Genomic DNA, 25590 nt, shown 5'->3' on the forward strand with positions numbered 1-25590 from the left:
GCCCACCCGGATGGTAACCGCGCGGCGGAGGGTGCTGGGGAGGCGGTCGCGCCGCACGACAACGCGGCCGGGCGGTATGAGCTCAGTCGGCGGCGGTGTCGCTCCACAGCGCGGTCAGGGCGTAGGAAAGCACGTGCAGGGCCAGGCGCTGACCCGGCTCGTCATAGGTCAGGCCGAGCTGGCGGGCCCGGGCGAGCCGGCCCAGAACCGTATTGCGGTGTACGCCGAGATGCTGCGACGCCTGGCTCAGCGAACCGCCCGCGTCGAGCACCGCGAGCACCGTCTGCACCAGCGCGGCCCGGTCCTTGGCGGCCATCAGCTCTTCCAGGCACAGGTCGGCCACCTGGGCGATCTCGGTGGTGGGCAACCAGGCCAGGGCCGCGTTCGCGCCCACCTGGTCGAACCACTGCACCGCGCCCGGGCCACCCTCGCGGGCCACGTGCGCGGCGAGCCGGGCCTCGGCCACCGAGCGCATCAGGCCGGCCACCCCGGCGTGGGCCCGGCCGACCCCGATCACCAGCCGGTGGGCGACCGCCGAGTCGCGGAACCCGGCCAGGGCGCGGCGCAGCGCGACCACGTCGTCCGGGTCGGCGCCGCTGTGCCACGAGATCCAGCCGTCGCCCTCGGCCACCAGCGGCCAGGTCGAATGGCCGCGTTGCCACGAGGCGCGGATCAGGTACGTGATCTCGGGCGGCGGCTCGCCGGACGGGCGCAGCGGTGCCAGCCAGACCGCCCGGTTGGCCTCTCCCACCTGCCAGCCGAGTTCGCTGGTCCAGGCTGGAACCTCGATCCCGGCCTGCTCGCCGGAGGGCGGCGGCGCGGACGGCAGCCGGCGCAGCAGCCCGAACGCTGCCTGCTCGTGCGCGGCCCGGGTGGCGGCGTCGAGGCGACTCTGCGCCCACGCCGCCTGCAGCGACGGGCGGGCCAGCCGGAGCAGCGACTCCACCTGCTCGACCGAGGCCGGGCCGGACACGGGCACCGCGGCCACCAGGCGGGCGGCCGACCGCTCCCCCGGCGCGTGCACCTCAACCTCGATCCGGCGCGCCTGCGGCCGTTCGGTCAGCGCCGCGCTCTGCCCGGCGATCACCACCCCGCCGATCATCAAGGCGACCGGCACCTGCTGCAGCTCGCGGTTGAGCACCCCGAGCACGCCACGGATGCCGGTCTGCTCGGCCAGCAGCTCGGCCAGCCGGGCCTGGCGCAGCGCGCGGGCCGCGGCGGGCGCGCTGACCTGCCCGGCCAGCTGCAGGGCGACGTCGACCGGGTCGTCGTCGATGAGGATCAGCGACATGTGGAGGCGCTCGGCCAGCGCGACGCTGGAGCCGCCGGCCACGGAGCGCGAGACGACCACCGCCGACAGGTTGCGTTCCCAGGCAAGGTGCAGGGCGGCGGCCAGCGACCAGCCGCCGGTGGCCGCCTCGTTGTGCAGCACGACCAGCACGTGCGGGGTGCAGCGCCGCAACCGGTCGAACGTCTCGGCCAGCACCACCTGCTCGACGGTGCGGGACGGGTCGGCCAGGTGCGGCTCGGCGGCGGCCAGCGGCTGGACGCGGGCCAGCTCACCGAGCGTGATGGGCAGCGTCGAACTACGTCTCATCGGCGCCTCGACAAGGAAGCGCGCCCCCACAAAACCGCGGGACCCGGCGAAACAGCGCGCCCCGGCGAAGAGGGGATCATCGGCGCCTCGGGTGGGCCAGGGGGATGCCGTGCGAGGCCATGCCGACCATCTCCATGCCCCGCGGCGAGTACCAGACCGCGTCGGCCGGGGTCGCCAGCACGTCGACCAGGTCGCCCGGCTCCAGGCTGTCCAGCGTGGCCAGCACACCCCGGGAGACGTCGAGCAGGCTGATCAGGTCGGGGGCGCCGGCGACCAGCGCGCCGTCGGCGAACACCGCCACGATCTCGCTGCGCAGCTCGATGCGCAGCTGCCGGCCGAGCCCGCCGGTCTCCTCGATGACCAGGCTGGAGGGGTGGGCCGGGATGGTGACGTCACTGGGCCGGCTCAGGTGCTCGAGCTCGGCGATGCGGCCACGGGCCACCCGGCGACAACCCGTGATGGTGCCGAGCCGGGTGACCAGCACGTCGGGGTCGGTGCGGTCGAGCAGCAGCCGCCCCACGTTGGCGATCCGCGACACGGTGCCGGGCAGGGCGGCGCGCCGCAGGACGCCGGCGGTGGTCGGGTACGCGGCCAGGGCCGCCCAGCCGCCGACGGTGTCCACGTTCGCCCGCAGCATCCGGTCGGCGCGCGGCCCGGACGGCACCTCGACCAGCACGCTCTCGCCGGTCGGCCCGACCGCGGCCAGCGGCGTCGGCGACACCCCGGACAGGTGCATCGCGGTGTGGTGGATCAGGGCGAACGTCCGGCCCATGCCGTCCGCGTCGAGCAGCGGGACGCGCAGCTGGGCCGCTGCCACCACGGCGACCAGCGCGCTGATCGTGGCGGCGGCCAGCGGGTAGACGGCGCCGAACGAGACCCGCTGCAGCCGCTCGATCTGCCGGACCGCCACCTCGAACTCGTCCCCGGCCGGCGGCAGGTCAGCCATCGCCGAGCCGGAACCCAGCACACACACCGACACGCAGGCCGTCTCCGGCGGAACGGCTTCGACGCGCAGCAGCGGCACCGGGCCGTTGCGGTCGAGCAGACCGGCCAGCCACGACGTGATCGACGAGCGGTTGGCGTCGCCGACCGCGGGCGAGTAGAACTTGGCCCCCTCGTACAGGGCGGGAACGTCCTCGGCGGTGATCGACGCGCTCGCGCCGATGTAGCCGGGCTGCCCGGTCACCGGGACTTCACCGGCCGGCCAGCGACGTGTCGGGCGAGCCGGCGACCCGCACCCGGATGCGGATCGTGCCCGACGGGCTGTAGGGCACGGCCACCGTGGAGACCTCGGCCACGCGCGTGGAGCCGGGGGCGGCGCCGTTGGCCATCACCATCGCGGTGGCCCTCTCCTCGGCGTCACGGCGCACGTGGTCCAGCTCGGCTGCCGACTCGATGAAGGCGACCTCGTCGAGCCAGGAGGCGGGCTGACTGATCGCGGCGCCGACGCAGGCCAGCACGTGGGGCGGCGCATCGGGCCGGATCACCGGAACGTCGGCCCCGCCGGGATAGGAGTCCGGCGGGGCCCCGGTCAGCACCGCCATCGGCACCACCAGCTCGGTGCCGATGCCCACGGGCACGTCCGGGCGCACCACGGCCAGGCCGTGCCGCACCTCGCCGGCCACCGGGCGGCCGTCGCGCGACAGCAGCACCCGGCAGTCGTCGAGCCCGGCCAGGTGAGCGGCGCCGCACAGTTCCAGCGCCTCGGTGGCGCCGAACGCCACGACCGGCGTGACCCGGATGCGCGAGGGCGTGCTGTAGCCGCCGTCGCCCCGGGCCACGCGCAGCTCGAGCGATCCGGGGAGGCGGGCCAGCGTACGTTCGCAGCGGTCGAGCACCCGCTCGGTGAGTGCGGTCAGCGCGCTGTCGATCACCACCGTCGCCTCCCGGGCCACCAGCCCCTGGCCGCCGTAGTCGCTGGCCACCGAGATGCGCGCGCCGGGCACGGCGGCCAGGATCGCGTCGGCCACCTCCCGTTCGTGCGCCGGGCGGGCCTGCGAGCCGGCCGCGACGATCGCCACGTGCCGGATGCCGGTGCCGGCCAGTTCCTCGCAGAGCAGGGCCAGCCCGTCCCCGTCGAGCGGGGTCAGCTCGTTGCCGAGCAGGTCGTGCCCGCCGGCCACGGTCCAGCGGCGGGCTATCCGCCGCTCGACCAGTTCGGCCGGCGAGCGGGCCAGGGCCGGGTCGGTGGCCGCGCGCGGCACGATCCGGACGGCGGCCACCGGCGGCACCTCGGCCTCGGTACGCACGAGGGTGTCCAGCAGCAGCGGGGCGAGGTCGACCGTGACCGCGCCGGCGCCGCCGGGAGCGGCGCGCAACGCCACCCCGACAGCCGCCGCGACCACGCCCTCCAGGTCGGCGCGGGCCGGCGCGACCGGTTCCACCGGCAGGACGGTCGCGCCGTGCACCACGGCGGCGTAGGCCCGGTGCGGGCGCAAGGTGACGCCGATGTGGGCGACATCATCGCCCTGAGCAGGCATTTGATGATCGTACAAGGGCCCTCCGGCGGATCACGTGGGAGTGAGGCGAGGTCCAGGTGGTGGCTGGCGTCGGAGGGGCCTTGTGGTCAACGGGAACGTTTTCGCAGCCAGCGGTCCATGGTCACGGCGAACAGGATCAGCAGGCCCTGCAGAACCTGTTGGTAGATCGTGTCCCAGCCGAGCAGGTTGAAGCCGTTGCCGATCAGGGTGAGCAACAGCGCGCCGACGAGGGCCCGCCAGACCGCGCCCTCGCCGCCGAGGATGCTGGTGCCGCCGACCACGGCGGCCGCGATCGCGGTCAGCTCCATGCCGGTCGCCATCGTCGACTGGGCCGAGCCGGCCCGGGAGGCCAGGATGAGCCCGGCCAGCGCCGAGCACACGCCGCTGATCATGAACGCGGTGACGTGGATCGACCCGACCCGGATGCCGGACAGGCGGGCCGCCTCGGCGTTGCCGCCCACCGCGTACAGCCGGCGGCCGAACGTCGTGCGGGACACCACGACGCCCAGGATCGCCACCACCACGACGAACATGATCGTGGCCGAGGTCAGCCCGAACAGGGACGGCCAGGTGAGCATGCCGAAGTTCTCGGCCGACGCGGTCAGCGGGTAGACGATCGCGCCGCCGGTCACCATGACTGCCAGGCCGCGGTAGACCAGGCTGGTGGCCAGCGTGCCGACGAACGAGTTGACGCCGCTGCGCACCACGACCGTGCCGGTGACGAAGCCGAGCAGCGCGCCCGCCACGACGGCCGCGGCGAACCCGACGTACACGTCGGTGACCCGGCCGACCTGGACGCCGATGATCGCCGAGAGGGCGAGCGTGGCGCTGGCCGTCAGGTCGAAGACGCCGCTGATGATGCAGATGGTGGCACCGGTGGCCAGCAGGCCCAGCACCGCAGTCTGGTCGAGCAGGTTGACCAGGTTACCGCTGGTCAGGAACGTGTCGGTGCTGAGCGACAGCGCGATCACGATGATGACGAGGGCGGCCACGATGCCGTAGTCGCGCATCCGGAAGGCGAGGCGCGACATGTTGTTGCCCGCGGACGGCGTGGGCGCCGCGGCGGTCTGTGGCGTGGTGTCGACGCTCAACTGGGTTCTCCTTCGTGCGAACCGAACGCGGCGGCGATGACGACCTCCGGGGTGGTGCCGCGCGGATACTCGCCGACCGGCTCGCCGTGCCGCAGAACGAGCACCCGGTGCGAGAGCGCCAGCAATTCCTCGATCTCGGACGACACGCAGACGACGGCCATGCCGTCGGCGGCGAGCCCGGTGATCAGGTGGTGGATCTGGGTCTTGGCGGCGACGTCCACGCCGCGGGTGGGCTCGTCGATGAGCAGCACCTTGGGGTTGCGCAGCAGCCACTTGGCGAACAGCGCCTTCTGCTGGTTGCCGCCGGACAGCGTCTCGATGGCGGCCTCGGGATTGGCTGCCCGGATGTCCACCGACTTGCTGATCGCGCCGATCGCCGTCTTCTCGGCCGGGCGCTTCACGAACGGCCCGGAGCGCCGCCCGGACAGCGACGAGAGGGCCACGTTCTCGGCGATCGAGCGCTGCATGACCAGTCCCTGCTCCTTGCGGGACTCGGGCACCATCGCGACGCCGGCGGCCATCGCGGCCCGCGGCGTGTGCTGGGTCAGCCGTACGCCGTCGACCTCGACGACGCCCTCGACCGGCCGGTCGGCCCCGAACAGCAGCCGCAATGTCTCCGTACGCCCGCTGCCGACCAGACCGGCGATGCCGAGGATCTCGCCCGAGCGCACCTCGAGGTCGACGCCGTTGACCAGGCCCCGGCGCAGCCCGCGGGCGGCCAGCACCACCGGGGAGCCGTCGGGCACCGGCCGCGGGTCGGGATAGAGCACATCGATCTCACGGCCGACCATGTGCCCGACCAGTTCCCGGGGCGAGGTCTCCGAAGCCGTCACCGTACGGATGAGGGCGCCGTCGCGCAGCACGGTGATCCGGTCGGCGACCGACAGCACCTCCTCCAGGAAGTGCGAGACCAGGATGATGGTGGTGCCACCCGCGGCCAGTTTGCGGATGAGCGCGAGCAGGTTCTCCTTCTCGTGCTCGGCCAGCACGGCGGTCGGCTCGTCCATGGCGATGACCCGGGCCCCCCGGGCCAGCGAGCGCAGGATCTCGACCTGCTGCTGGACGCCGATGGGGAGCCGGTCGACCCGCTCGTCGGGGTTCACCGAGAAGCCGGTGATCTCGAGCAGGCCGGCCAGGCGCTTGCGGTCGGAGCGGGCGCTGACCAGGCCGCCGCGGTGCGACCAGCGGGCCAGGAACACGTTGTCCAGCACCGACAGGGCCGGGACGAGCGCGCCCTCCTGCGAGATCAGGCTGATGCCGTGGGCGATCGAGTCGCGCGGGCTGCCCAGGCTGACCTGCTCGCCGTCGAAGCTCAGCGTCCCGGCGTCCGCCTTGATCGCCCCGCCCAGGATCTTCAGCAGCGTGCTCTTGCCGGCGCCGTTCTCGCCGACCAGGCCGTGCACCTCGCCCGGCGCGATGTCCAGGTCGACGTCGTGCAGCACGGTGACGCCGCTGTAGCTCTTGCCGACGCCGCGCACCGCGATCGACGGCGCTTTCTGACTGCTCACAAGGCCTCCTCAACACGGAGGGCGCCGGGGGAGCTCCCCGGCGCCCTTCGCCGTCAGTCCGAGTAGTCCGCCGTCTTGCCGGTCAGCGCTTCCTTGGTGCCGAGGCAGTTGTAGTCGGTCAGCGCCTCGCAAGCCACCGTGGAGTCCGGGACGCTCTCGCCGCGGGCCTTCTTGATTCCCAGCTCGGCCGCCTTCGCGCCCTCGGCCTTCTCCGGCAACGCGTAGGTGGCGTACCAGGTGCCCTTGTTGACGAAGTCGTAGGCCTGGGTCGAGTTGCCGTTGCCGACAAAGGTGATCTTCTTGCCGGCCGCCAGCGGGGTCGCGCCCTGCAGCGCCTGGGACGAGCCGATCACCACGTTGACGTCCGGGTGCGCCTGCAGCAGGTTCTGCATCGCGCCGCGGCCGCTGTCCGGGGTGTAGCCGCCGACGAAGTTCGAGATGACCTCGGTGGCGCCGCCGGCCTTGAGCGCGTTGACCGCGGCTTCGGTGCGGGCGGTGTCGAGCGGGTAGTTGGCGAAGCCCTGCAGGTATGCCACCTTGCACCCGCCGTCGGTCACGGTCTTGCAGGCTTCCAGGCCCATCTTGGCCAGGCCCTCGCCGTTGACCGTGGGCGGGTCGATGATGTTGATCGTGCCCGGCACCTGCGGGGCGGCGGTGTCGTACTTGCCGCCGACCGGCGTGAACTCGACGACCACGGTGATCCCGGCGGCGACCGCCTGCTTGATCGGATTGACCATCGCCGTACCGTCGTTGGCCTGCACGATGACCACGTCGTAGCGCTTGGACGTCACCGCGTCCTGCAACTGATTGACCTGGGTCGGCCCGTCGAAGTTGGAGTCGAGGAAGGTGGCCTCGGCGTTGTTGGCGTTCGCGTACTCCTGCACGCCGGCCCAGGTGGCCTGGGCGAACGAGTTCGCCTTGGCGAAGCCGAAGAAGCCGATACTGAGCTTCTTGTCGGCCGGGGCGGCGGAGGCCGCGCTCCCCGCCGCGTTGTCGTTGTTGTTGGGGTTGCTGCAGGCGGTCAGGGCCGCCACGGCGGCCAGGCCGACGGCGAGGGGTCGGGCAATTCGTATCACTGGTGCTCCTCTAGTTCTGCGAAGGAAGCTCGACGAGCTCGAAAACTCCGCCAACGAGCGGCTCGTCGTCGTTTTTGTCCAGCAGTGCGAAGAGCCCCTCGGACAAAGAGGCTCGCCACGGGTCGTCGACCCAGTTGCGGTAGTCCGCGGCCGAGTCCCAGTCGGCGATGACCAGGTGGGTCGCGGGGCTGTCGTCGACGGATCGCAACAGTTCGGCGGCACGGCACCCGGGGAACGCCCGGGCCCGCTCCAGAATCCGTTGATCCGCGTAGAAAGCTTCCAGCTCGCCACCGAGGCCGGCGGCAGCTTGAAGAGGGAGGACGCTGCGGATCATCGGTACCCCCGTTGTCTCGGGTGGTTGGAGTTGGCAAATGCTGACGGTGGCCGTTCCGCCACGGATGTGCGCCGAGCACAGCCGCGGTGGGCGGCGCTGTGCAGCGCCGCCCGACGGCCCGTTCACAGCAAGCGACGCCCTCACCAGCACCGATTGACACCTCAGAAACCGCTGTGACAGGTTCGGGGCCTCGCCGCGCCAACCGGCGACCACCATCAGCTGACCCCATGCCCGCCGGACAACGGGCCACTTCTCGTCAGCTGTCACTCCCGCCTTGAAAGACAGCGGCGTCGCCGTGTGCGCGGGAAAAGGCGAAAGGCGATCTCACGATGACCAGCAACAGCCGCGTCGCGATCGACGTCGGCGGCACCTTCACCGACGTCGTCGAACTCAACCCGGCGACCGGCGAGATCCGGTTCGGGAAGGTGCCGACCACGCCGTCGCAACCCACCGCGGGCGTCCTGGACGCCTTCGGCACGACCGAGGCGCCGATGGCCGAGGTCAGCATGTTCACCCACGGCACCACGCTCGGGCTCAACGCTCTGCTCACCCGCACCGGCGCCCGCACGGCGGTGGTCGGCACGGCCGGTTTCCGCGACGTCTACCTGCTCGGGCGCACCGACCGGCGGACCAACTACGACATCACGTACAAGAAGCCGCCGTCGCTGGTCGAGCGGTACGACACGTTCGAGGTGCCCGAGCGCAGCCTCTTCGACGGCTCGGTGCACCGGCCGCTGGACGAGGAAGCCGCGCGTACGGTCGCCGCGACGATCGCCGAGCGGGGCTACGACTCGGTCGCGGTGGCGTTCCTCCACTCGTACGCGAACCCGGCCCACGAATCCCGGATGCGGGAGATCCTGGCCGAGGTCGCGCCGGACGTGGTCGTGACCGTCTCGCACGAGCTGTCCCGCGAGTACCGCGAGTACGAGCGCACCAGCACCGCCGTGCTCGACGCCTACGTCAAGCCGATCGTGCGGCGCTACCTGGAACGGCTCGAGGGCGAACTGGCCGGCGGCGGCTTCGCCGGGCGGTTCCTGATGACGCGTTCCGGCGGCGGCGCGATGACCGCCAGCTCCGCCCGCGAGCAACCGGTCAGCCTGATCCTGTCCGGCCCGGCCGGCGGCGTCATCGGCGCCACCGCGTTCGGCGAGCTGATCGGCCAGCCCAACCTGATCACCATCGACATGGGCGGCACCAGCCTGGACGCGTCGCTGGTGATCGACGGCGAGCCGGTGCTGCACCAGGGGGCCGAGTTCGAGAACCTGCCGATCAACACGCCCTCGCTCTACATCCACACCATCGGCGCCGGCGGCGGTTCGATCGCCTGGCTCGACGACGCGGGCGCGCTGCAGGTCGGCCCGCAGAGCGCCGGCGCCGACCCCGGCCCGGCCTCGTACGGCAGGGGCGGCGCCCAGCCCACCTTCACCGACGCCGCGCTCGCAGTCGGCTACATGGGCACGACGGCGGCGCTCGGCGGCCGGCTCAGCCTGGACGACAGGCTCGCCCTGGGCGCCCTCGAGCCCCTCGCCGAGAAGCTCGAGATGACGCCCCTGGGCCTGGCCCGGGGCATGATCCGCATCTCGACCACGAAGATCATGGGTGCCGTCCGGGCCATCACGGTCGAGGTCGGCCGCGACCCCAAGGACTTCGCGCTGCTCTCGTTCGGCGGCGGTGGCGGCCTGGTCGCCGTCGACGTGGCGCACGAGCTGGGCATTCCCACCGTCATCGTCCCGCCGGGGCAGGGCGCGTTCTCGGCGTTCGGCATGCTCTTCGCCGACGTGCAGCACGACTTCGCCCGTACGGCGGTGACCGCGCTGGCCGAGCTGGACAACCCGGCCGTCACCGCGAGCTACGACGAGATGGCGGCCGAGGCGGCCGAGGCGCTGGCCGCGGAGGGCTTCGCACCGGACAAGCAGGTGCTGACCCGCAGCGTCGACGTGCGCTACGCCGGTCAGGAGCACACGGTCACGGTCCCGGTTCCCGGCGGTACGACCGGTCTCGCGGCAGGTCTCGCGGCCGTCGTCGAGCGCGAGTTCACCGAGCTGCACGAGCGGCAGTACGGCCACGTCATGGCGGACCCGATCGAGATCACCACGCTCCGGCTGCGCGCCTCGGGCCAGGTCGACAAGCCGACGCTGCCCAAGCTGGGCGTACGGGAGTCCGGCCCGGCCGAGCCCGAGGGCCACCGCGACGTGTACGTCTCGGCCGATCAGCCGGCCGTGCCGTACGCGCTCTACACCCGCGAGGAGCTGCTGGCCGGCGACGAGATCGCCGGTCCGGCCGTGATCCACGAGCACACCGCGACCACCGTGATCCACGCCGGCGACCAGCTGCGCGTCGGGGCGCACGGCGAAATGGTCATCACCGTCCAGGGGGCACCGGTATGACCGCCTGCACCGAGCGGCACCCAGCCGGACCGGACAACGGCGTCGCAGGCGAGGGCCAGAAGGGCATGCCAATGAAGCACAGCATGAGTACCGCCGTCGATTCGATCACCATCGAGGTCATCCGGCACGGCCTGCTGGCCGCGGCCGAGGAGATGGCCCGCAACCTGTGCCGGACGGCCTACAACACGGTCGTCTACGAGATTCACGACTACGGCATCGGGATCCACGACGCGAACGGCGACGTGGTGGCCGACGCGCCCGGCATCGCCGTGTTCACCCGCGGCAACGACCACGGCATCAAGCGGGCGGTGGAGTTCCTGGGCCGGGACAAGCTGCGGCCGGGCGACGTGATCCTGCTGAACTACCCGTACTGGTCGTCCGCCCACACGCTCGACCCGCTGGTGTTCGCGCCGGTGCACAGCGCGGACGGCGAGCTGATCGGCTTCACCTCGTGCCGGATCCACGTGCTCGACCTCAAGCAGAAGGACGCCGGCTACGTCCTCGACTCGACCGACATGTACCAGGAGGGCATCTTCTTCACCGCGGCCAAGCTGTACCGTGAGGGAGAGATGAACGAGGACATCTTCAACGTTGTCAAGTTCAACAGCCGGATGCCCGAGCGCACCATCGGCGACCTCCAGGCGCAGGTCTCGGCCTGTTTCTCGGGCGTACGGCGGACGCAGGAGATCGCGGCCAAGTACGGCGCCGGCACACTGACCGAGGCCATGGCCGCGATCAACGACCACGGCGAACGCCTGGCCCGGATCGCCCTGGCCAAGCTGCCCAAGGGCACCTGGACGGCACACGACTTCGTCGACCAGGACGGCGTCGACCTCGACCGCATGATCAAGATGAACGTGACCGTGACCGTGACCGACGACGAGATGATCGTCGACTGGACCGGCAGCGAGAAGGACGTGCGCGGCCCGATCAACCTGCCCGTGGGCCAGACCGAGGCGTTCTGCAGCCTCATCTTCAAGTCGCTGACCACGCCCGACACCCCGGTTGTGGCCGGCAACTTCCGGCCGCTGCGGGTGATCACCGAGCCCGGCTCGGTCATGCACGCCGTGCCCCCGATGCCCACCTTCACCCTGTGGACCGGCCTGCTCGGCGGCGAGGTGGTGCTCAAGGCGCTCGCCCAGGGCATGCCCGACCTGGTGCCGGCCTGCTCCGGCGGCGACGTCTGCTCGATGATGGGCCTCGGCGTGAACCCGCGCAACGGCGAGGCGTGGCTGGAGGCCACGAACGAGGCGGTCGGCTTCGGCGGGCACGCCCACGGCGACGGCGCAGACGGGATCATGCACATCTCCGAGCCGGGCTGCCGCAACAACCCGGTCGAGGTGCTCGAGACCAAGTCGCCGATGTTCATCGAGTCGTACGGGTACCGGCCCGACACCGGCGGTGCCGGGCGCAACCGCGGCGGGGTCGGCGTGCAGCGGACGTATCGGTTCACGGCCCCCTCGACCGGCATCTGCATCGTCTACAAGACCAAGACCAAGCCGTGGTCGATCGACGGCGGGGCCGAGGGCGACAACAACCACATCGTGCTCAACCCCGGCACCGACCGCGAGAAGGTCACCGGCGGCAGCTACAACCTGCTCGACACGGGCGAGGTGCTGGTCAACAACACCGGCGGCGGTGGCGGCTACGGCAACCCGCTCGAGCGCCCGGTGGAACGGGTCGCGGCCGACGTCCGCAACGGCTTCGTGTCGGTTTCCTCCGCCCTCGAGGATTACGGCGTCGTGGTCGACCCTGTCACCTTCGAGGCCTCGCGCCCGTGAGCACGCTGTCGATCGTCAACGCCACGATCTTCGACGGGCTCTCGGACGACCTCGTCGAGGGCGCCGTGCACGTCGTCGACGGCCGGATCACGGCCGTCGGCGGCGCGCCGCAGCAGGCGGACAGGACCATCGACGCCCGGGGCAGGACTGTGCTCCCCGGCCTCATCGATGCGCATTGTCACGCGTACGGAATCGGTCTCGACATGCTCGAGATCGAATCGCGCCCGCTGAGCTACGTCGCGCTGGTGGCCGCTCGCCGCCTGCAATCGGCGTTGTCCCGCGGCTTCACCACCATTCGCGACCCGTCGGGCGGCGACGCGGGACTGGATCGGGCGATCCGCGAGGGTCTGCTGCCCTCGCCGCGCTATCTGTGGACCGGCGCGGCGCTGAGCCAGACCGGTGGGCACGGCGACTTCCGGGCCGCCGACTCCGACGTCTGCGGCTGCAACACGCACACGTGCGAGGTCGTGGACGGGGTGGACAACCTGCGGGTGGCCGTGCGCGAACGGCTCCGCCGCGGCGCCCACGCCATCAAGATCATGGCGTCCGGCGGGGTGGTGTCGCTGACCGACCCCATCCGCATCCCGCAGTACTCGCCGGAGGAGATCCGGGCGGTCACCTCGGAGGCGGCACGGCGCGGCAGCTACGTGGCGGCGCACGCCTACTCCGCCGAGTCGATCCGGCACGCCATCGACAACGGCGTGCGCACGATCGAGCACGGCAACCTGCTCGACGCCCCGACCGCGGCCGCGATGGCCGCGACCGGCGCCTTCCTGGTGCCGACGCTCGCCGCCTACGACGCCATGGACCGCCGCGGTGCCGCGCTGGGCATGGCCGCGGTGTCCCGCGCGAAGAACCGCGAGGTTCTGGACGCCGGACGGCAGGCGGTGGTGCTCGCCCGGGAAGCCGGCGTCCGGGTCGGCTTCGGCACCGACCTGATGGGCGTCCTGGAGGACGAACAGCTCAACGGGCTGCGCCTGCAGGTCGAGGTGGACGGCGCGCTGACCGCGCTGAAGTCGGCCACCTCGGTCAACGCCGCGCTGCTCGGCCGGGACGATCTCGGCCGGGTGGCGCCGGGCGCGGTGGCCGACCTGCTCATTCTCGACGGCGACCCGCTCGCTTCACCCTCCGTCCTCTGGACGGGCGGGCGGACCGTGGTGCAGGGAGGCGTGGTGGTCAGCGGCTCTTCTTCTGAACAGCCTTGACCAGCTCGCCCCTCTTCATCTTGGAGCGGCCGGTGATGTCGAGCTTCTTCGCCACCTCGAGCAGGTGATCCTTGCTCGCGTTGGCGTCGACGCCACCGGCCGTCTTTGCCTTGGTGGCCCGGCCACCGGCCGCCTTCTTGTCGCTGGGGCCCTTCTTCACCCTGGGCTCCCAGTGGTCGCGCTGGCCGACGACGGCGCCATCCTGGTCGGGATGTCCAGTGGCCTCGCCGTCCTGCAACCGCACTGACGCCTCAGCGGTCGGCGCGTTCGTCCCAGACCGCTTCCGCCGAGTCGTCGATCCGGCTCCGGGTCACCGTGAGCCGCACCTGTACGTACCGGTCCGCCCCGCACGTGGGGCAGGCGCCGTGCAGCGTGCCCACGAAACCGTGGTCCGCGCCGGCGTAGTGGTCGTCGTCGACGTACTCCCAGGCGATGGCGCCCTCGGCGCGGTGCCAGGTTCCGCACTCCGCGCAGAGCACCAGCAGGCTCGCCCTCTCCGGCTGGAAGCGGGCGGAGAGGGCAGCGGGCCAGTTGTACCCGAGCGACACCGTCCGGCCGTCGGACGTGTGGGCCACCAGGACGTCCCCGTACGTGATGTCCGGGACGGCGGCGGCCTCGTTCAGCGCCTCGACCGGATCCTCGCCGTCCAACAGCAGGCGGCACAGCCGGCCAGGCGGCATTGGGTCGGCCCCGGCGCGGATGAGGCGAGCCGTGTACGCCTGGGCCAGCCGGGCCAGGGCGTACGCCCGCCGCGCGGCGATGACCGGCCCCCGGGCAGGGTCGAGCTCTCTCGATGCCTGATCGCGCCGGGCCGCTTCCGCCGCTACCCGTTGACCCGTGCGTAAGGCGTACTGGACGTCACCGGACACGGCAGCGCGCAGGCAGTCCCAGACATGGTTGATCTTCGATGGGTGCGTGCCGTTCTCGGCTTCCAAAACCGCCACCAGCGCGGCGCGGGTCGACTGGCTGGGGGCTGCCAGCCACGCTACGAGGCTCGCCAGGGCCCCGGCCTCCCCGTGGTCCGGTGCGCGGGCGACGCAGGGCTCGATCACCGTGACGGCCTGGCGCAGGGCCTCCCGATGGAGTCTCGTCCGCTGCGGCTCGTCCAGGCCGTCGGCCGGGTCTCCCCGGGCGGGTTCGTCCGGTGGCCCCGGCACCGCGAGCGCGATGGGCAGGACGTGCCAGTACCGGTCCCGGCCCTTGTAGCGGAGCAGGCGCTCCAACAGGTCCCGCAGTCCAGGAGCGTGAGTGAGCAAGTGCTTCTGGTGCAAGAGCCCGCACATTTCCGCATCGTCGGGTTCGATCAGTACGCGGAAGGCGACCGCCGCACCGACGGTCGCATCATCCACGGTGCGCAACGCATCGCGGGCCGCGCGACGCACGTACACAGCGGCATCAGCCAGGAACGCCACAATTGCCAGCACGTTCGCCCGATCCCGGCGGCGGTAGGTCAGGCACGACAAGAGCATGATCCGTACGGCTGGGTCGTTCTCCACTCGCGCCGCGGCGATGAACGGCTCGCTGCCGATCGCCGGCGAGAAACGCAGCGACCGGGCGGCCACCTCGCGCACTCGCGGGCTCGGATCGTCCCGCAGGAAACGCAGGTAGACCTCGGAATCGTGACCACGCGCCACGTTCAGCGCCTCGACTCGTACCGCCGCCGACGTGTCCGTGAGGAACCGCGCGCCGAACTCCGTCGTCCGGTGGATCGACAGCACGGCCCGGATGGCTCGCAGCCGTACCTGATCCTCGGCGTGCGTTTCGAGCTCCTGCCGCAGCGGCTCGTAGCGCGCTCCAAGGTAGTACAGGAGGCTTGCGACCCGGTCGTCGTCCTGGTCCAGATCGAGCGCCACCGCGCGGATCCGTGGATCGAGGCCGTTCCGTCTCCCCAAGATCTTGCCGAGCGCCCCCGCCGCCGCGTCGCCGACGTGCTCGTACACCTCAGCGATCCCGCCGATCGTCCGGACCTCGGCGTTGTCGTGGAGGGCCAGATCCAGCAGCTTGTCCACGAGGCCCAGCTCACCGGAGCCCGCCGCGACCCGTGCCGCCTCGAGCCGCACCTCGTCGTCCGGATGGCCGAGCCGGTCAAGCAGTGACATGCCACCCCCAGACCCTGCAGACGCCGCGGAGGCCTGGTGGCGCCGTCGCGGGGGCCAGGACACAAAGCCCGACCAGGGAACATCACATCGCCGACCTGGACCACCGTACAGGCGGTCTGCAAGGTCGCGGGCCGGTCCGGGCCACTCCCCGCGGGGAATTGTCGGTCACCCGCGCCACCCGGAGGATTTGAGCCGAAGCGATCAACTCGGCAAGGAGAATCCACGATCGAGGTCAGCCCGCAGGCCCTTGGCGGACCGCTACATGGCACATTGGACGGAGCCGGGCGCCGCCGAACACCGCGCGGCCATCGAGCGGCTCGGGGCCGCTGGGTGGTACCCGCCCGCAGCGCCGGATCGAGCTGGCTGAGATGAAGGCGGGTACGGCGCTGGTCGGCCGCGGAAGGAGAGCGCTGGGGCTTGGCATGGGAATCTACGCTGACTGGGTGTCGCCGCCGGAGTTCCCGGAGCACCAGCCGCTGCCCAGCACGGACGTCGGCGGACAAGGAGGCGGCAGGTCTGCCGGCTGCGGCCGAGGCCCATCTCGAACGCGTCCGGCAGGCGGCCAATACATGACCCGGCGAGTGGTCGTACTGATGCTTCTCGCCACCATGGCTGTGGGCGGGTGCGGCGCCGACCGGAGCGGCTACGTGATCGATCCGATCGAGCAGGTCACCTATGCGGCGGGTTTTGGACCGGACGGGATCGTCCAGGAAGCCGACGAGAAAGGCTTCTACGGCGACGCGGGAATCGACGTCGACGTCCGGACCGACATCAGTACGCTCAGTTCCGGGCCGGCCCAGTTCAGCGCCCTGAACCTCGCCGAGATGCTCCGCGACCGGGACACCTTCGCCGGATGGCGGGTAATCGCGGCCCTCGATCAGCAGAACAGCGACGTCCTGATCGTCCGCGACGACCTGATCGCCCAGGACCGGGACCTGGTCTCGCGCTTCACCACGGCAACCCTGCGCGGCCGGAACTTCGGGCGCCTCGACGAGAAACTGGTCCCCGCCGAGGTCGCCGACTTCGGCTTCGTCAGCGGATCCTGACAAGTCGAGCCTTTCGTGCCGTCATCGGTCGGCTGGCCGGGCTGGGTAGAGAGGTACGCCTGCGCGAGTCGGACGGCACGGTCGCGGTGCCGCGGACCCGGATCGCGATCCACCACGCGACCGGCGAACGGATGCGGTCATGGCCGTTCACGATCGCCGAGTTGATGGCGTGAGGCGGCGCCGGTCGGCGAGCGTGTCGACGGTGATCAGGGCGAGGTTCGCCACGGCGGCCGCCCCGACGATGGCGGTGAGCAACGCGACGAGACCCGATGTCGCGCCGAAGCCGAGGGCCGCCCCGCACAGGGCTCCGCCGATCGCCGCCGCCAGGCCCGCGCGCCGGGTCCACGCCGGCCGGTCGCGGCGGGTCCAGGCCAGGTAGGCGCCCAGACCCACGGCCAGGCCGGCCGAGGGCACGGCCACCGCCGCGCCGCCCACGAAGATCTGCGGCCGGATGATCCAGATCAGCAGCACGGCCAGCAGCCACCCGCCCACGCCGAGCGGGAGCGGCGTCAGAACCCGCAGCCAGGCGCCGGTCCGGCGCCGGAAGCCGCCGCGCCGCCGGGCGTGCCGGGCCATCGCGACGAGCAGGAGCACGGCGAGCAGCGCGCCGCCGGTGGCGACGCCGAGCAGGATCCGGGCGATGGCCGTCATGGTGAGCGGTGCGGGCTGGAAGTCGACGGCCCGCGGGCCGAACCGGGAGGCGTCCACCGTGCCGCTGTCGAAGAACGTCGTCAGCAGGTGCCGGCTCGCCTCCGGACGGTGCTCCCAGAAGTCGCCGCTGTGGCCCAGCTCGGGGAGGATGACCTGCTTGCCGCGGGACAGCGACGGCAGCAGTTCCGTGGTGGCCAGCTCAGCCGGGGTGGAGAAGTCGACCGTGCCGCCGATCAGCAGGGTCTCGACGTCGCTCGGGCGCACGGTGCGGTACTCGGCGTTGTCGGGGCTGTCCGGCCACACCTGGGAGAAGCCCGCCGGGCCACCCCAGAGCAGGTCGGTGGCCACGTTGCCGAGGATCGAACCGGGGTCGCCGCCCGCGGCGTAGTAGCGCGCGGCGGCCGGCGCGTCGATCATCCCGAACGAGGCGAACTCGCCCCACACGAACGAGCCGGGCAGGGCCAGGTCGGCGAGCGTCGACAACGCCCAGAAGGAGCCGGCGTCGGCGCGCAGGTACGCGTCGATGAGCGTGGGCGCGTTGAGCGGCGCCGAATCCCTGCCGTTCTCGAACATGCCGAACATGCCCGCGATCCGGACGTTGCCCTCCTTGACGGGCAGCGGCCCCCAGCGCCCGGGAACGCCGTCGGCGGCCTTCGTCATCGCGGCCACGAGATCGTCCGTACGGGCGGAGCACTTGCTGTCCGCGCTGCACAGCTCGGCATACCGGGCGAACTGCCGGTCGGTGATCCGCGGGTCCCAGACGAAGTGGCTGGGGGGATTCACCGAGATCATCGCGGACCGGTACAGCGAGCCGGGGTACCGCCAGGAGTAGATCATCGCGGTACGGGTGCCTGCGCTCGTGCTGAGCAGGTTGATCCGCGCGTAGCCGAGGGCGGTGCGGGCCGCCTCGAGGTCGTCGGCCCGCTGCGCGATCGAGTAACCGGTGAGGTCGATGCCGTCCGCCGTCAGCCGGCCGGCGCATGTCTCGAAGGCTCGGGTGGCGGCACGCTGGGACTCGGCCCCGGCGAGGTCGGCCGACGACCGCAGGGCCTCGGTGACCTCGGGACAGTCGAGCCGCCGCGATCCGTCGACGCCCCGGTAGCCGACCAGGACCACGTCGTGGCGGCCGGTGAGCCGGCTCGCCTGCGGGAACTTCAGGTTCGTCGCGCCGGGACCGCCGTTGAGCCGGAAGATCGGCTCACCGGGACCGGGGCCGGTGGACCGGATCCGGATCACCGGCAGCGCGATCAGGTCACTGGCCGGGTCGCGCCGGTTCTCCGGCACGACCAGCGTGCCGCAGTCGGCCGGCACGGTCCCGGCCTCGGTGTCGTAGTCGCAGGGCTGCATGGTCAGCGAACCGGGCCGGGCCCCGTCCGGGACCGCGAGGGTCTCCGGCGGCCGCAGGTTCAGGTAGGTGAGGGCCAGGACGAGGATTGCGGCGAACCCGAGGGCGATGGCGCGGGCGATGGTCGTCATGCCGAGAACCTAGAAATCCATGGCCGTACGCACGTCCCTCCGTGGAGGGGGGCTCGCGTACCCCAGCTGGGGTACGCGACCCCGGCCCTACATCAGGCCTCCCCGGTAGGCGACCACGACCGCCTGAGCGCGGTCCCGCGCGTCGATCTTGGCGAGGATCCGCTTCACGTGCGTCTTGATGGTCGACTCCGCGATCGTGAGCAGGGCGGCGATCTCGGCGTTGGAGTAACCCTCGGCGACCAGCCGCAGCACCTCCCGCTCGCGCCCGGTGAGCTGCTCCAGCCGCCTGGACTCGGGGGACGCCGGACGGCTCGGCACGGACCGCGCGACGAACTGGCCGACCAGTTCGCGGGTCACCGCCGGATCGATCAGGGCATCTCCCGAGGCGAGGGTGTGCACCGCGTCGATCAGTCGTTCGGGCGCCGCGCGCTTGAGGAGGAATCCGCTGGCACCGGCCTGCAACGCGCCCCAGACGTACTCGTCGTGGTGGAACGTGGTCAGCACGAGCACCCGGGTGGAGAACCCGGCCGCGACGATCCGCCGGGTCGCCTCGATGCCGTCGATCCCGGGCATCCGCACGTCCATCACGACCACGTCCGGGCCGAGGGAGCCGCACAGCGTCACCGCCTGCAACCCGTCGGACGCCTCGCCGACCACCTCGATGCCGTCGGCGGTGCCGAGCACCACGGCCACCCCCGCCCGCAGCAGCGCGTCGTCGTCGGCGAGCAGGACCCGTACGGTCATGGGGTCGTCGCCTCGGCCGGGGTCAGCGGCAGGCGTGCGGTGACCTGGAAACCGGCCCGGCCAGCGGGACCGTAGGTCACGGTGCCCTCGAAAAGGGCGACCCGCTCGCGGATGCCGAGCAGGCCCCGGCCGGGGCGGTAGTCGGTGGCCGGTCCTCGCCCGTCGTCGCGGATCGCCATCTCCAGCCACTGCCCGTCGCGGCGCAGCGAGACGCCGGCGGTGCGGGCGTCGGCGTGCTTCAGCGCGTTCGTCAGGCTCTCCTGGATGATCCGGTACGCGGTGAGGTCCAGGCTCCGCGGGAGCTCAGCCAGGCCGTCGTCGATCCGGACGGTCACCCGGAGCCCGGCCTCGGTCATCCGCCGGGCGAGGTCGGGCAGCAGGGCGAGCCCGGAGGCGTCCGCCGGTTGGTCGCCGCCCGGGTCGTCGCTGCGCAGGACGCCGAGCACCCGGTCGAGCTCGGTGAGGGCGTCGCGTCCGGCCCGCTCCAGGTCCGACAGCAGCCCACGGGTTTTCTCCGGGTCCTTGTCCAGCACCCGGCGACCCGCGCCGGCCTGCATGAGCATGAGGTTGACCGTGTGCCCGACGAGATCGTGCAGTTCCCGGGCGATGCGGGCCCGTTCGCCGGCCACGGCACGTTCCTGGACGAGCCGGCGAGCGGTCTGCTGCTCCTCGCGGCGCCGGGCCATCGCATACCCGACCGACCACATCGCCAGCCACACCAGCAGAACCCCGGCCGGCTGGGTGGGCGCGGTGATGCCGCCGCGAGCGGTGAAGTAGACGGCGATGCAGCCGAACAGAACCCCGAGACTCCAGCGGGCCTGGCGGCGGGTGGCGTACAGCGCCACCGAGAAGACGCCGAGCAGGTTCGCGTACGGCGCCAGCCAGCTCGGCGACGCGACCAGCACTTCCAGACACAGCGCCGCGGCGCTCAGCAGGAAGGCGCCGAACGGGAACCGCCGGCGCAGCGCTGTCGCCACCGCGAGCCCGGCGCCCGCCACCACCGCGGACCCCGGCGGCCCGGGCGCCTGCATGAACCGCTCGACCAGCAGCGCCACCAGGAAACCGGCCCCCAGAACCGTGTCGACGGCGAGCGCCGGCAAGCGCCCGGTCGCGCTCACCGGCAGCGTTCCCGACGCGGGAGTGGCCATGATGGACGCACGCTACCAGCCACTAGATCCAGCCCTGTTCCCACGCGACACGGGCGGCGGCGTGCCGGGTCGTCGCGCCGAGCTTCGCCATCGCCGAGGAGAGGTAGTTGCGGACCGTGCCCGGGGCGAGGTGGACGACGACGGCGATCTCGGCGACCGACCCGCCGCTCCGGGCCGCGCGCAGGACGTCGAGTTCCCGGGCGGTGAGCGGGCAGGCGTTCTCGGTCAGCGCGGACGCGGCGATGTCGGCGTCGACGTAACGCCGGCCCGCGTGCACGTCCCGGATTATTTCGGCGAGCCGGCTCGCCGGTGTCGTCTTCGGTACGAAGCCGCCGATCCCGCTCGCGAGCGCGCGGCGCAGCACGGCCGGCCGGGCATGCCGGGTGACCAGCACGATCGGGATGTGGAGGCGGGCCCGGATCTCGGCGGCCGCGTCCAGCCCGTCGCCGGGCGGCATCTCCAGGTCGAGCACCGCCAGGTCGGGCCGATGCCGCACGGCCATCTCCACCGCGGCCGTGCTCGTGGCGGCCTGACCGACGACCGACAGGTCCGGCTCCAGCTCCAGCAACGCGGCGAGCGCACCCCGGATCAGGTCCTCGTCATCGGCGAGGAGCAGCCTGATCATCGTGCACCGACCGGCAGGCTCGCCCGTACGGTGAAAGCGTCGGCCGTGCCCTTCCAGGTCAGCTCGCCGCCGGCCGCCGCGAACCGGTGCGCGAGCCCCGCCAGCCCGCCGTTGCTGACCCGGTCCGGATCGGGCTGGGCGGCCAGCGGGGCGTCGTTGGAGAACCGCAGCCGTATCCCGTCGGTCGTGGCGATCAGGGCAATCTCGGCCCGGTGGGCCCGGCTGTGCCGGATGACGTTGGTGGTGCCCTCGCGGACCACCAGCCCGAGCAGCCGCTCGTTGTCCTCGGAGAGCTTCGCCCCTTCGGGCTCGCGCCGCATCCGGCAGTCGACGCCGGCCGCGGCCAGGACCCGTGTCGCGTTGTTGATCTCGGTGTCGAGGGACACCGCCCGGTAGCCCTCCACCACCTCGTACGTATCCCGCAACGCCTGCCGGGCCAGCGCCTCCACCTCCCGCATCTGGGTGGCGGCCCGGTCCGGGTCGGAGCCGGCCAGGCGGGCGGCCAGTTCGCTTTTCAGCACGATGGCCTGCAGGGTGTGGCCCTGGATGTCGTGCAACTCCGCGGCGAAGCGCTGCCGCTCGCCGGTGACCGCCACCTCGCCCTCGGCCTGCCGGGCGCGGTCCACTCGCACCGTCACCTCCCAGAACCACACCTGCAGAACGACCAAACCGGTGACGAACGTGGTGATCGCGGCGGCGCCGGCCACCGGCTGCCAGTGCACCGAGCCGGCGATCCAGCCGTTGAGTGCCGCGACGAGTGCCGACAGCGCCACCCCGGCCCCGGCGACCCGCCACCGCGGCCATCGGCTGCCGACCACAGCGGCGCTGGTCAGCGTCGCCGGGAACAACACCCATGGCCAGTTGACCATCAGGTTCCCGGACAGCAGCACCGTCGCGGCGGCCGCCGGCGCGCCGGCCGCGACAAGCCATGGCAACGCCGCGCCGCCGCCGGACGACCAGCCGTACACCGAGGCGTGGAACAAACGGAAGCAGACGCCGACGACCACCAGGATCGCCAGCACCAGGCCGGCCCGGACGGGAGTGGAGTCCGGCTGGGCCGGCATGTAGCCGATCGCGACCAGGCCGGTCATGACGATCGTCAGGACGAGCGTCCACCAGGTGAACAGGCGCATCCGGCGGACACCGCTGGAGGTCGGGGCGGTAGACACGACCCCATGATGCGGGTGCCGGCCGGTGCGGCCAACGGTTGACCGGTGACCGATGACATCTGTCATGCGGATCGGTACGCCACGTCACTACACCGCGATGTCCCCCCGGCCGACCCTGTTCACATGACTCCGGAATCCGTCATCACCTGCACCGGACTGCGCAGTTGGTACGGCCGCTTCGAGGCCGTACGGGGCATCGACCTGGCCGTCCGGCCCGGTGAGCTCTTCGCCCTGCTCGGCACGAACGGCGCCGGCAAGACCACCACCCTGGAAACGTTGCAGGGCCACCGCCGGCCGGGCAGCGGCTCGGTCCGCGTGCTCGGCCTGGACCCGCGCCGGCACCGGCGGCAACTCGCGTCCAAGGTCGGCGTCGTCCTGCAGGAGTCCGGCTTCGCGCCCGACCTCACCGTGGCCGAGACGGTACGCATGTGGCGCCGGCTCCGGCGGCTCCGCGACGACCCGCGGGCCCTTGACGAGCTGCTGCGGGAGGTCATGCTCATCGACCGCGCCGACATCCGGGTCGGGCAGCTCTCCGGCGGGGAACGCCGGCGGCTCGACCTTGCCGTCGGCCTCACCGGCGACCAGCGGCTGCTCTTCCTCGACGAACCGACCACCGGGCTGGACCCCCAGTCCCGGCAGCGGACCTGGGACGTGGTCCGCGACCGCCTGCGGCGCGGCATGACCGTTCTGCTCACCACGCATTACTTGGAGGAAGCGGAGGCCCTGGCCGACCGGGTGGCCATCATGGACGCCGGCCGCATCGTCGCGACCGGCACCGTCGAGGAACTCGCCGCGCAGCAGCCCGCCCGCATCCACTGCACCGTGCCCGCCGGCTTGCACGGGGCGACGATCCCCGGTCTCTCCGGCGAGCCGGCCTGGACGTCCGGCACCGCGGCGGGCAGCGCCGATCTCACCATCGTCACCAGCGACCTGCAGGCCGACCTGGCCCGGCTGTCGGCCTGGGCGGCCGCACACGACGCGAAGCTCGGCCGCCTTCAAGCCGCCGAGGCGTCACTGACCGACATCTTCCAGCGGATCACGGGAGTACCGTCATGACCACACTTCCGGCCGGCGCCGTCCTGGCCACCGCCGAACTGCTCCTGCTACGTCGCAGCGCGCTGGTCGCGCTCATCGCGATCGCCCAGCCGATCGGGCTCGGGATCCTCCTGGCGTTTCTCACACGCGACAGTGGCCTGGCGGCCGACTACGGCTCGGCCGCCGCGTTGCAGCTCCTGCTCCTGCTCGCCAGCACGCCGTACATGGCCGGCACCACCGCGCTCGCCGCCCGCCGCCAGCACGGCGTGCTCAAGCGATGGCGTACCTCGGGCGCCTCCGACGCCGACCTGATCATCGGCCTGCTGAGCCCGTACGCCCTGCTCGCCGTCGTCCAGGCCGTCCTGCTGTGCACCGTGACCGCGGTGATCGGCGGCGACGCTCCCGCCCGATGGTGGCCGCTCGCCGTCGGGGTGCTCGGCGGGACGGCGATGGCCGGTGCTCTGGCGTTCGCGACCGCGGCGTTCACCAGAACACCGGAGCTGGCCCAGCTGACCACCGCGCCGGTGTTCCTCGCCCTGTTCGGTGGCGGGATGTGGGTCACGATGACCCCGCCCGACGAGGTGACCTGGGTGATGCTGGCGGTGCCGGGCGCGGCCGTCGCGCAGCTGGTCCGGGTCGGTTGGAACGGCGCCGCGCCGGGACAGCTGCTCGGCCAGACCTGGCCGAGCATGGTGGCGCTGTCCGTCCTGGCCGCCCTGGCCGTCGCCTTGGCGTTCCGCGTCTTCCGCTGGGAGACACGATGAGATCAGGTCGCCGTGAACCCGCCCAGCGCCCGTCGATCTTCGCCCCATCGTCTGGCCCCATACCTTCGACACGGCCGGACTGGCCGCCGCCTGGATCAACCAGACACCCGGCCACACCCGCCTCGGTGTTCGCGCCGACGACCCGCCCCGTATCTCCATGAGCAGCTCGGCCTGGTTCCTGTCGAACAGCTCACCCGAGCGGTCAACGTCGAGCCGGGCTTCGTGCCGGACGAACAGCCGGCCCTGGCGGAGGTCTCCGCGAGGGCGATACCGGCAGTGACAGCCGACAACGCGACGCGTGGACGGTTCCGGGGCGGGCTCGCCAGCTCGGTGCCGTAGCAACGGGCGTTGTCGTCGGTAAGCAGATCGACTCGAGGGCTGCACCATCGTGAGGTCGCCGCTGTGCCGGTGATCGCCGCCCATGAACGTGGCGGGCGGTCAGAGCGTTTCGATGCCCAGCACCAGCGGAGCCACGGCGACGAGCATGATAACGGTCGGCGTACCGACCCCCTTCTTGTCGCCCGCACGCAGGTGCGTGATCACGGCACCCAGGAAGTAGAGGACGACACCGATCGCCGCCGCGATGCCCAGAGGGCGATAAACGATGCCGGCGAGCAACCCCAACGCGCCCGCGATCTTGACAAGGCCGAGAGGCAGGAACCAGCTGTCACGCACCCCGAGCGCTTTGATCGGCTCCGTGATCTTCGGGTCGCGGGTGATGTCGCCACGGGCGGACATGAGCAGGACCAGCGACAGCAGGGCAGCGACGACGACATAGGCGATAAACACGGAGGACTCCAGAGAAAGACGGTATAGGCCCGAACAGCCGGGACCGCTGCGGCATGTGGCGCTTTGCGCAGCTGACTTCGATATGAGGCTGCCGCACTCTTTTCCGCCGTCCGCGAGCCGGCCAACGAGTACACACCGGCGAGCCGGCGGTCAGGAAAAGTACTTGAGGAATGCTGTCGTGTCGGCGTAGTAGGCGGTCAGCTTGCCGATCTTCCCGCCGGCGAAGTCGTACCGTTCGATGATCGATGTGCGCCAGCCGCCCGGATAGCCTTCGCGTGCGGAGAAGTCGATCTCGTAGTAGTGCAGCACGGTGTCACCGTTCTCGAAGAACTGTGATCCGCCAGTCACGAACCGGACCCCGGTTCGCATTGCCATGTCGGCCGCGGCCGTGCGCCACTGGTTCCAGCCGTTGAATCCGACGAGGCGCCCGAAAAGACTGTCGGGTTCGGCCAGGACGGATTCATCAGTGATGTAGTGCGGCAGCTTGGCGAGGAATGCCTGCTCGTCGAGCATTGTGGATTCAATGAACGTGCTGTACGCCTGAACGAACTCGATGTTGCTCATCGGACTCACCTCGGGTCGGAG

The 25590-nt window shown here is 71.8% G+C and carries 21 protein-coding genes and 1 pseudogene; 6 read left to right on the forward strand and 16 right to left on the reverse strand.

The genetic code is table 11. The features are described 5' to 3' along the window. Nucleotides 1-82: 82 nt before the first annotated feature. The 7 genes from C8E87_RS03035 to C8E87_RS03065 form a co-directional block, all read right to left on the reverse strand. Nucleotides 83-1597, reverse strand: a complete 1515-nt coding sequence (locus tag C8E87_RS03035; RefSeq protein WP_133871666.1) for a PucR family transcriptional regulator — start codon at nucleotides 1595-1597, stop codon at nucleotides 83-85. A 76-nt stretch (nucleotides 1598-1673) separates the two neighbouring features. After that, a complete protein-coding gene (locus C8E87_RS03040) occupies nucleotides 1674-2783 on the reverse strand; it encodes a DUF917 domain-containing protein (protein ID WP_133871667.1) in 1110 nt (369 codons plus the stop codon). A gap of 7 nt (nucleotides 2784-2790) precedes the next feature. Beyond that, nucleotides 2791-4077: a hydantoinase/oxoprolinase N-terminal domain-containing protein gene (locus tag C8E87_RS03045; protein WP_133871668.1), complete on the reverse strand. Its 1287-nt coding sequence runs from the start codon at nucleotides 4075-4077 to the stop codon at nucleotides 2791-2793. Between the two features lie 86 nt (nucleotides 4078-4163). Continuing rightward, nucleotides 4164-5168 carry an ABC transporter permease gene (locus C8E87_RS03050; protein ID WP_203720791.1) on the reverse strand — a complete coding sequence of 335 codons (1005 nt, stop codon included), beginning with the start codon at nucleotides 5166-5168 and terminating at the stop codon, nucleotides 4164-4166. After that, nucleotides 5165-6676: a sugar ABC transporter ATP-binding protein gene (locus C8E87_RS03055; RefSeq protein WP_133871669.1), complete on the reverse strand. Its 1512-nt coding sequence runs from the start codon at nucleotides 6674-6676 to the stop codon at nucleotides 5165-5167. Before C8E87_RS03055 ends, C8E87_RS03050 begins: the two co-directional genes overlap by 4 nt. A gap of 53 nt (nucleotides 6677-6729) precedes the next feature. Beyond that, nucleotides 6730-7752 (reverse strand): sugar ABC transporter substrate-binding protein, encoded by a 1023-nt coding sequence (locus tag C8E87_RS03060; RefSeq protein WP_239080413.1) that lies wholly within the window; start codon nucleotides 7750-7752, stop codon nucleotides 6730-6732. A gap of 10 nt (nucleotides 7753-7762) precedes the next feature. Beyond that, nucleotides 7763-8302 carry an antibiotic biosynthesis monooxygenase family protein gene (locus C8E87_RS03065; RefSeq protein ID WP_133871670.1) on the reverse strand — a complete coding sequence of 180 codons (540 nt, stop codon included), beginning with the start codon at nucleotides 8300-8302 and terminating at the stop codon, nucleotides 7763-7765. A 113-nt stretch (nucleotides 8303-8415) separates the two neighbouring features. On the opposite strand from C8E87_RS03065, the gene C8E87_RS03070 reads away from it, so the two are divergent. The 3 genes from C8E87_RS03070 (at nucleotide 8416) to C8E87_RS03080 (ending at nucleotide 13459) form a co-directional block, all read left to right on the forward strand. Beyond that, nucleotides 8416-10473, forward strand: coding sequence for a hydantoinase/oxoprolinase family protein (locus tag C8E87_RS03070; protein WP_133871671.1), 2058 nt, complete (start codon nucleotides 8416-8418; stop codon nucleotides 10471-10473). Between the two features lie 83 nt (nucleotides 10474-10556). Next, nucleotides 10557-12254, forward strand: a complete 1698-nt coding sequence (locus tag C8E87_RS03075; protein ID WP_133871672.1) for a hydantoinase B/oxoprolinase family protein — start codon at nucleotides 10557-10559, stop codon at nucleotides 12252-12254. Continuing rightward, the gene (locus C8E87_RS03080) at nucleotides 12251-13459 is read left to right on the forward strand and encodes a metal-dependent hydrolase family protein (protein WP_133871673.1); all 1209 of its coding nucleotides are present in this window, start codon (nucleotides 12251-12253) and stop codon (nucleotides 13457-13459) included. The genes C8E87_RS03075 and C8E87_RS03080 overlap by 4 nt, the downstream gene beginning before the upstream one ends. Here C8E87_RS03080 and C8E87_RS03085 read toward each other — a convergent pair. Then, nucleotides 13431-13637: pseudogene (locus C8E87_RS03085) on the reverse strand (ChaB family protein); the annotation flags it as partial. The gene C8E87_RS03080 and the pseudogene C8E87_RS03085 sit on opposite strands and share 29 nt — an antisense overlap. A 73-nt stretch (nucleotides 13638-13710) precedes the next feature. Beyond that, nucleotides 13711-15558, reverse strand: a complete 1848-nt coding sequence (locus C8E87_RS03090) for a HEAT repeat domain-containing protein (protein ID WP_133871675.1) — start codon at nucleotides 15556-15558, stop codon at nucleotides 13711-13713. Nucleotides 15559-16151: 593 nt separating this feature from the next. On the opposite strand from C8E87_RS03090, the gene C8E87_RS03100 reads away from it, so the two are divergent. Further along, nucleotides 16152-16604 carry a substrate-binding domain-containing protein gene (locus C8E87_RS03100; protein WP_133871676.1) on the forward strand — a complete coding sequence of 151 codons (453 nt, stop codon included), beginning with the start codon at nucleotides 16152-16154 and terminating at the stop codon, nucleotides 16602-16604. Between the two features lie 147 nt (nucleotides 16605-16751). Here the strand turns inward: C8E87_RS03100 and C8E87_RS03105 are convergent, their stop codons facing one another. From C8E87_RS03105 to C8E87_RS03125, 5 genes are all read right to left on the reverse strand, one after another. Beyond that, nucleotides 16752-18731: an alpha/beta fold hydrolase gene (locus tag C8E87_RS03105; protein WP_133871677.1), complete on the reverse strand. Its 1980-nt coding sequence runs from the start codon at nucleotides 18729-18731 to the stop codon at nucleotides 16752-16754. Nucleotides 18732-18818: 87 nt separating this feature from the next. Further along, nucleotides 18819-19475, reverse strand: a complete 657-nt coding sequence (locus C8E87_RS03110) for a response regulator (protein WP_133871678.1) — start codon at nucleotides 19473-19475, stop codon at nucleotides 18819-18821. Continuing rightward, complete coding sequence (locus C8E87_RS03115; protein WP_133871679.1) at nucleotides 19472-20623, reverse strand: sensor histidine kinase; 1152 nt, start codon at nucleotides 20621-20623, stop codon at nucleotides 19472-19474. Before C8E87_RS03115 ends, C8E87_RS03110 begins: the two co-directional genes overlap by 4 nt. A gap of 22 nt (nucleotides 20624-20645) precedes the next feature. Further along, nucleotides 20646-21248: a response regulator transcription factor gene (locus C8E87_RS03120; protein WP_133871680.1), complete on the reverse strand. Its 603-nt coding sequence runs from the start codon at nucleotides 21246-21248 to the stop codon at nucleotides 20646-20648. After that, entirely contained in the window at nucleotides 21245-22417 is a 1173-nt protein-coding gene (locus C8E87_RS03125; RefSeq protein WP_166661048.1) for a sensor histidine kinase, read from the reverse strand. The genes C8E87_RS03120 and C8E87_RS03125 overlap by 4 nt, the downstream gene beginning before the upstream one ends. A 123-nt stretch (nucleotides 22418-22540) precedes the next feature. On the opposite strand from C8E87_RS03125, the gene C8E87_RS03130 reads away from it, so the two are divergent. Next, entirely contained in the window at nucleotides 22541-23473 is a 933-nt protein-coding gene (locus C8E87_RS03130) for an ABC transporter ATP-binding protein (protein WP_133871682.1), read from the forward strand. Continuing rightward, on the forward strand, nucleotides 23470-24216 hold the full coding sequence (locus C8E87_RS03135; RefSeq protein WP_133871683.1) for an ABC transporter permease: 747 nt from the start codon (nucleotides 23470-23472) through the stop codon (nucleotides 24214-24216). The genes C8E87_RS03130 and C8E87_RS03135 overlap by 4 nt, the downstream gene beginning before the upstream one ends. 438 nt (nucleotides 24217-24654) lie before the next feature. On the opposite strand, the gene C8E87_RS03140 is transcribed toward C8E87_RS03135, so the two are convergent. Both C8E87_RS03140 and C8E87_RS03145 read right to left on the reverse strand, forming a co-directional pair. After that, the gene (locus C8E87_RS03140) at nucleotides 24655-25005 is read right to left on the reverse strand and encodes a DoxX family protein (RefSeq protein WP_203720793.1); all 351 of its coding nucleotides are present in this window, start codon (nucleotides 25003-25005) and stop codon (nucleotides 24655-24657) included. Between the two features lie 150 nt (nucleotides 25006-25155). Next, a complete protein-coding gene (locus C8E87_RS03145) occupies nucleotides 25156-25569 on the reverse strand; it encodes a hypothetical protein (RefSeq protein WP_133871684.1) in 414 nt (137 codons plus the stop codon). Nucleotides 25570-25590: the final 21 nt, after the last annotated feature.

The sequence above is a fragment of the Paractinoplanes brasiliensis genome (assembly GCF_004362215.1).
GTDB classification, from domain to species: domain Bacteria; phylum Actinomycetota; class Actinomycetes; order Mycobacteriales; family Micromonosporaceae; genus Actinoplanes; species Actinoplanes brasiliensis.

Coding starts and splice junctions, on each gene's coding strand:
- C8E87_RS03035 (WP_133871666.1), bottom strand. CDS start 1,597: ATGAGACGTAGTTCGACGCTGCCCATCACGCTCGGTGAGCTGGCCCGC.
- C8E87_RS03045 (WP_133871668.1), bottom strand. CDS start 4,077: ATGCCTGCTCAGGGCGATGATGTCGCCCACATCGGCGTCACCTTGCGC.
- C8E87_RS03065 (WP_133871670.1), bottom strand. CDS start 8,302: ATGGTGGTCGCCGGTTGGCGCGGCGAGGCCCCGAACCTGTCACAGCGG.
- C8E87_RS03070 (WP_133871671.1), top strand. CDS start 8,416: ATGACCAGCAACAGCCGCGTCGCGATCGACGTCGGCGGCACCTTCACC.
- C8E87_RS03075 (WP_133871672.1), top strand. CDS start 10,557: ATGAGTACCGCCGTCGATTCGATCACCATCGAGGTCATCCGGCACGGC.
- C8E87_RS03090 (WP_133871675.1), bottom strand. CDS start 15,558: ATGTCACTGCTTGACCGGCTCGGCCATCCGGACGACGAGGTGCGGCTC.
- C8E87_RS03100 (WP_133871676.1), top strand. CDS start 16,152: ATGCTTCTCGCCACCATGGCTGTGGGCGGGTGCGGCGCCGACCGGAGC.
- C8E87_RS03105 (WP_133871677.1), bottom strand. CDS start 18,731: ATGACGACCATCGCCCGCGCCATCGCCCTCGGGTTCGCCGCAATCCTC.
- C8E87_RS03110 (WP_133871678.1), bottom strand. CDS start 19,475: ATGACCGTACGGGTCCTGCTCGCCGACGACGACGCGCTGCTGCGGGCG.
- C8E87_RS03115 (WP_133871679.1), bottom strand. CDS start 20,623: ATGGCCACTCCCGCGTCGGGAACGCTGCCGGTGAGCGCGACCGGGCGC.
- C8E87_RS03120 (WP_133871680.1), bottom strand. CDS start 21,248: ATGATCAGGCTGCTCCTCGCCGATGACGAGGACCTGATCCGGGGTGCG.
- C8E87_RS03130 (WP_133871682.1), top strand. CDS start 22,541: ATGACTCCGGAATCCGTCATCACCTGCACCGGACTGCGCAGTTGGTAC.
- C8E87_RS03135 (WP_133871683.1), top strand. CDS start 23,470: ATGACCACACTTCCGGCCGGCGCCGTCCTGGCCACCGCCGAACTGCTC.
- C8E87_RS03145 (WP_133871684.1), bottom strand. CDS start 25,569: ATGAGCAACATCGAGTTCGTTCAGGCGTACAGCACGTTCATTGAATCC.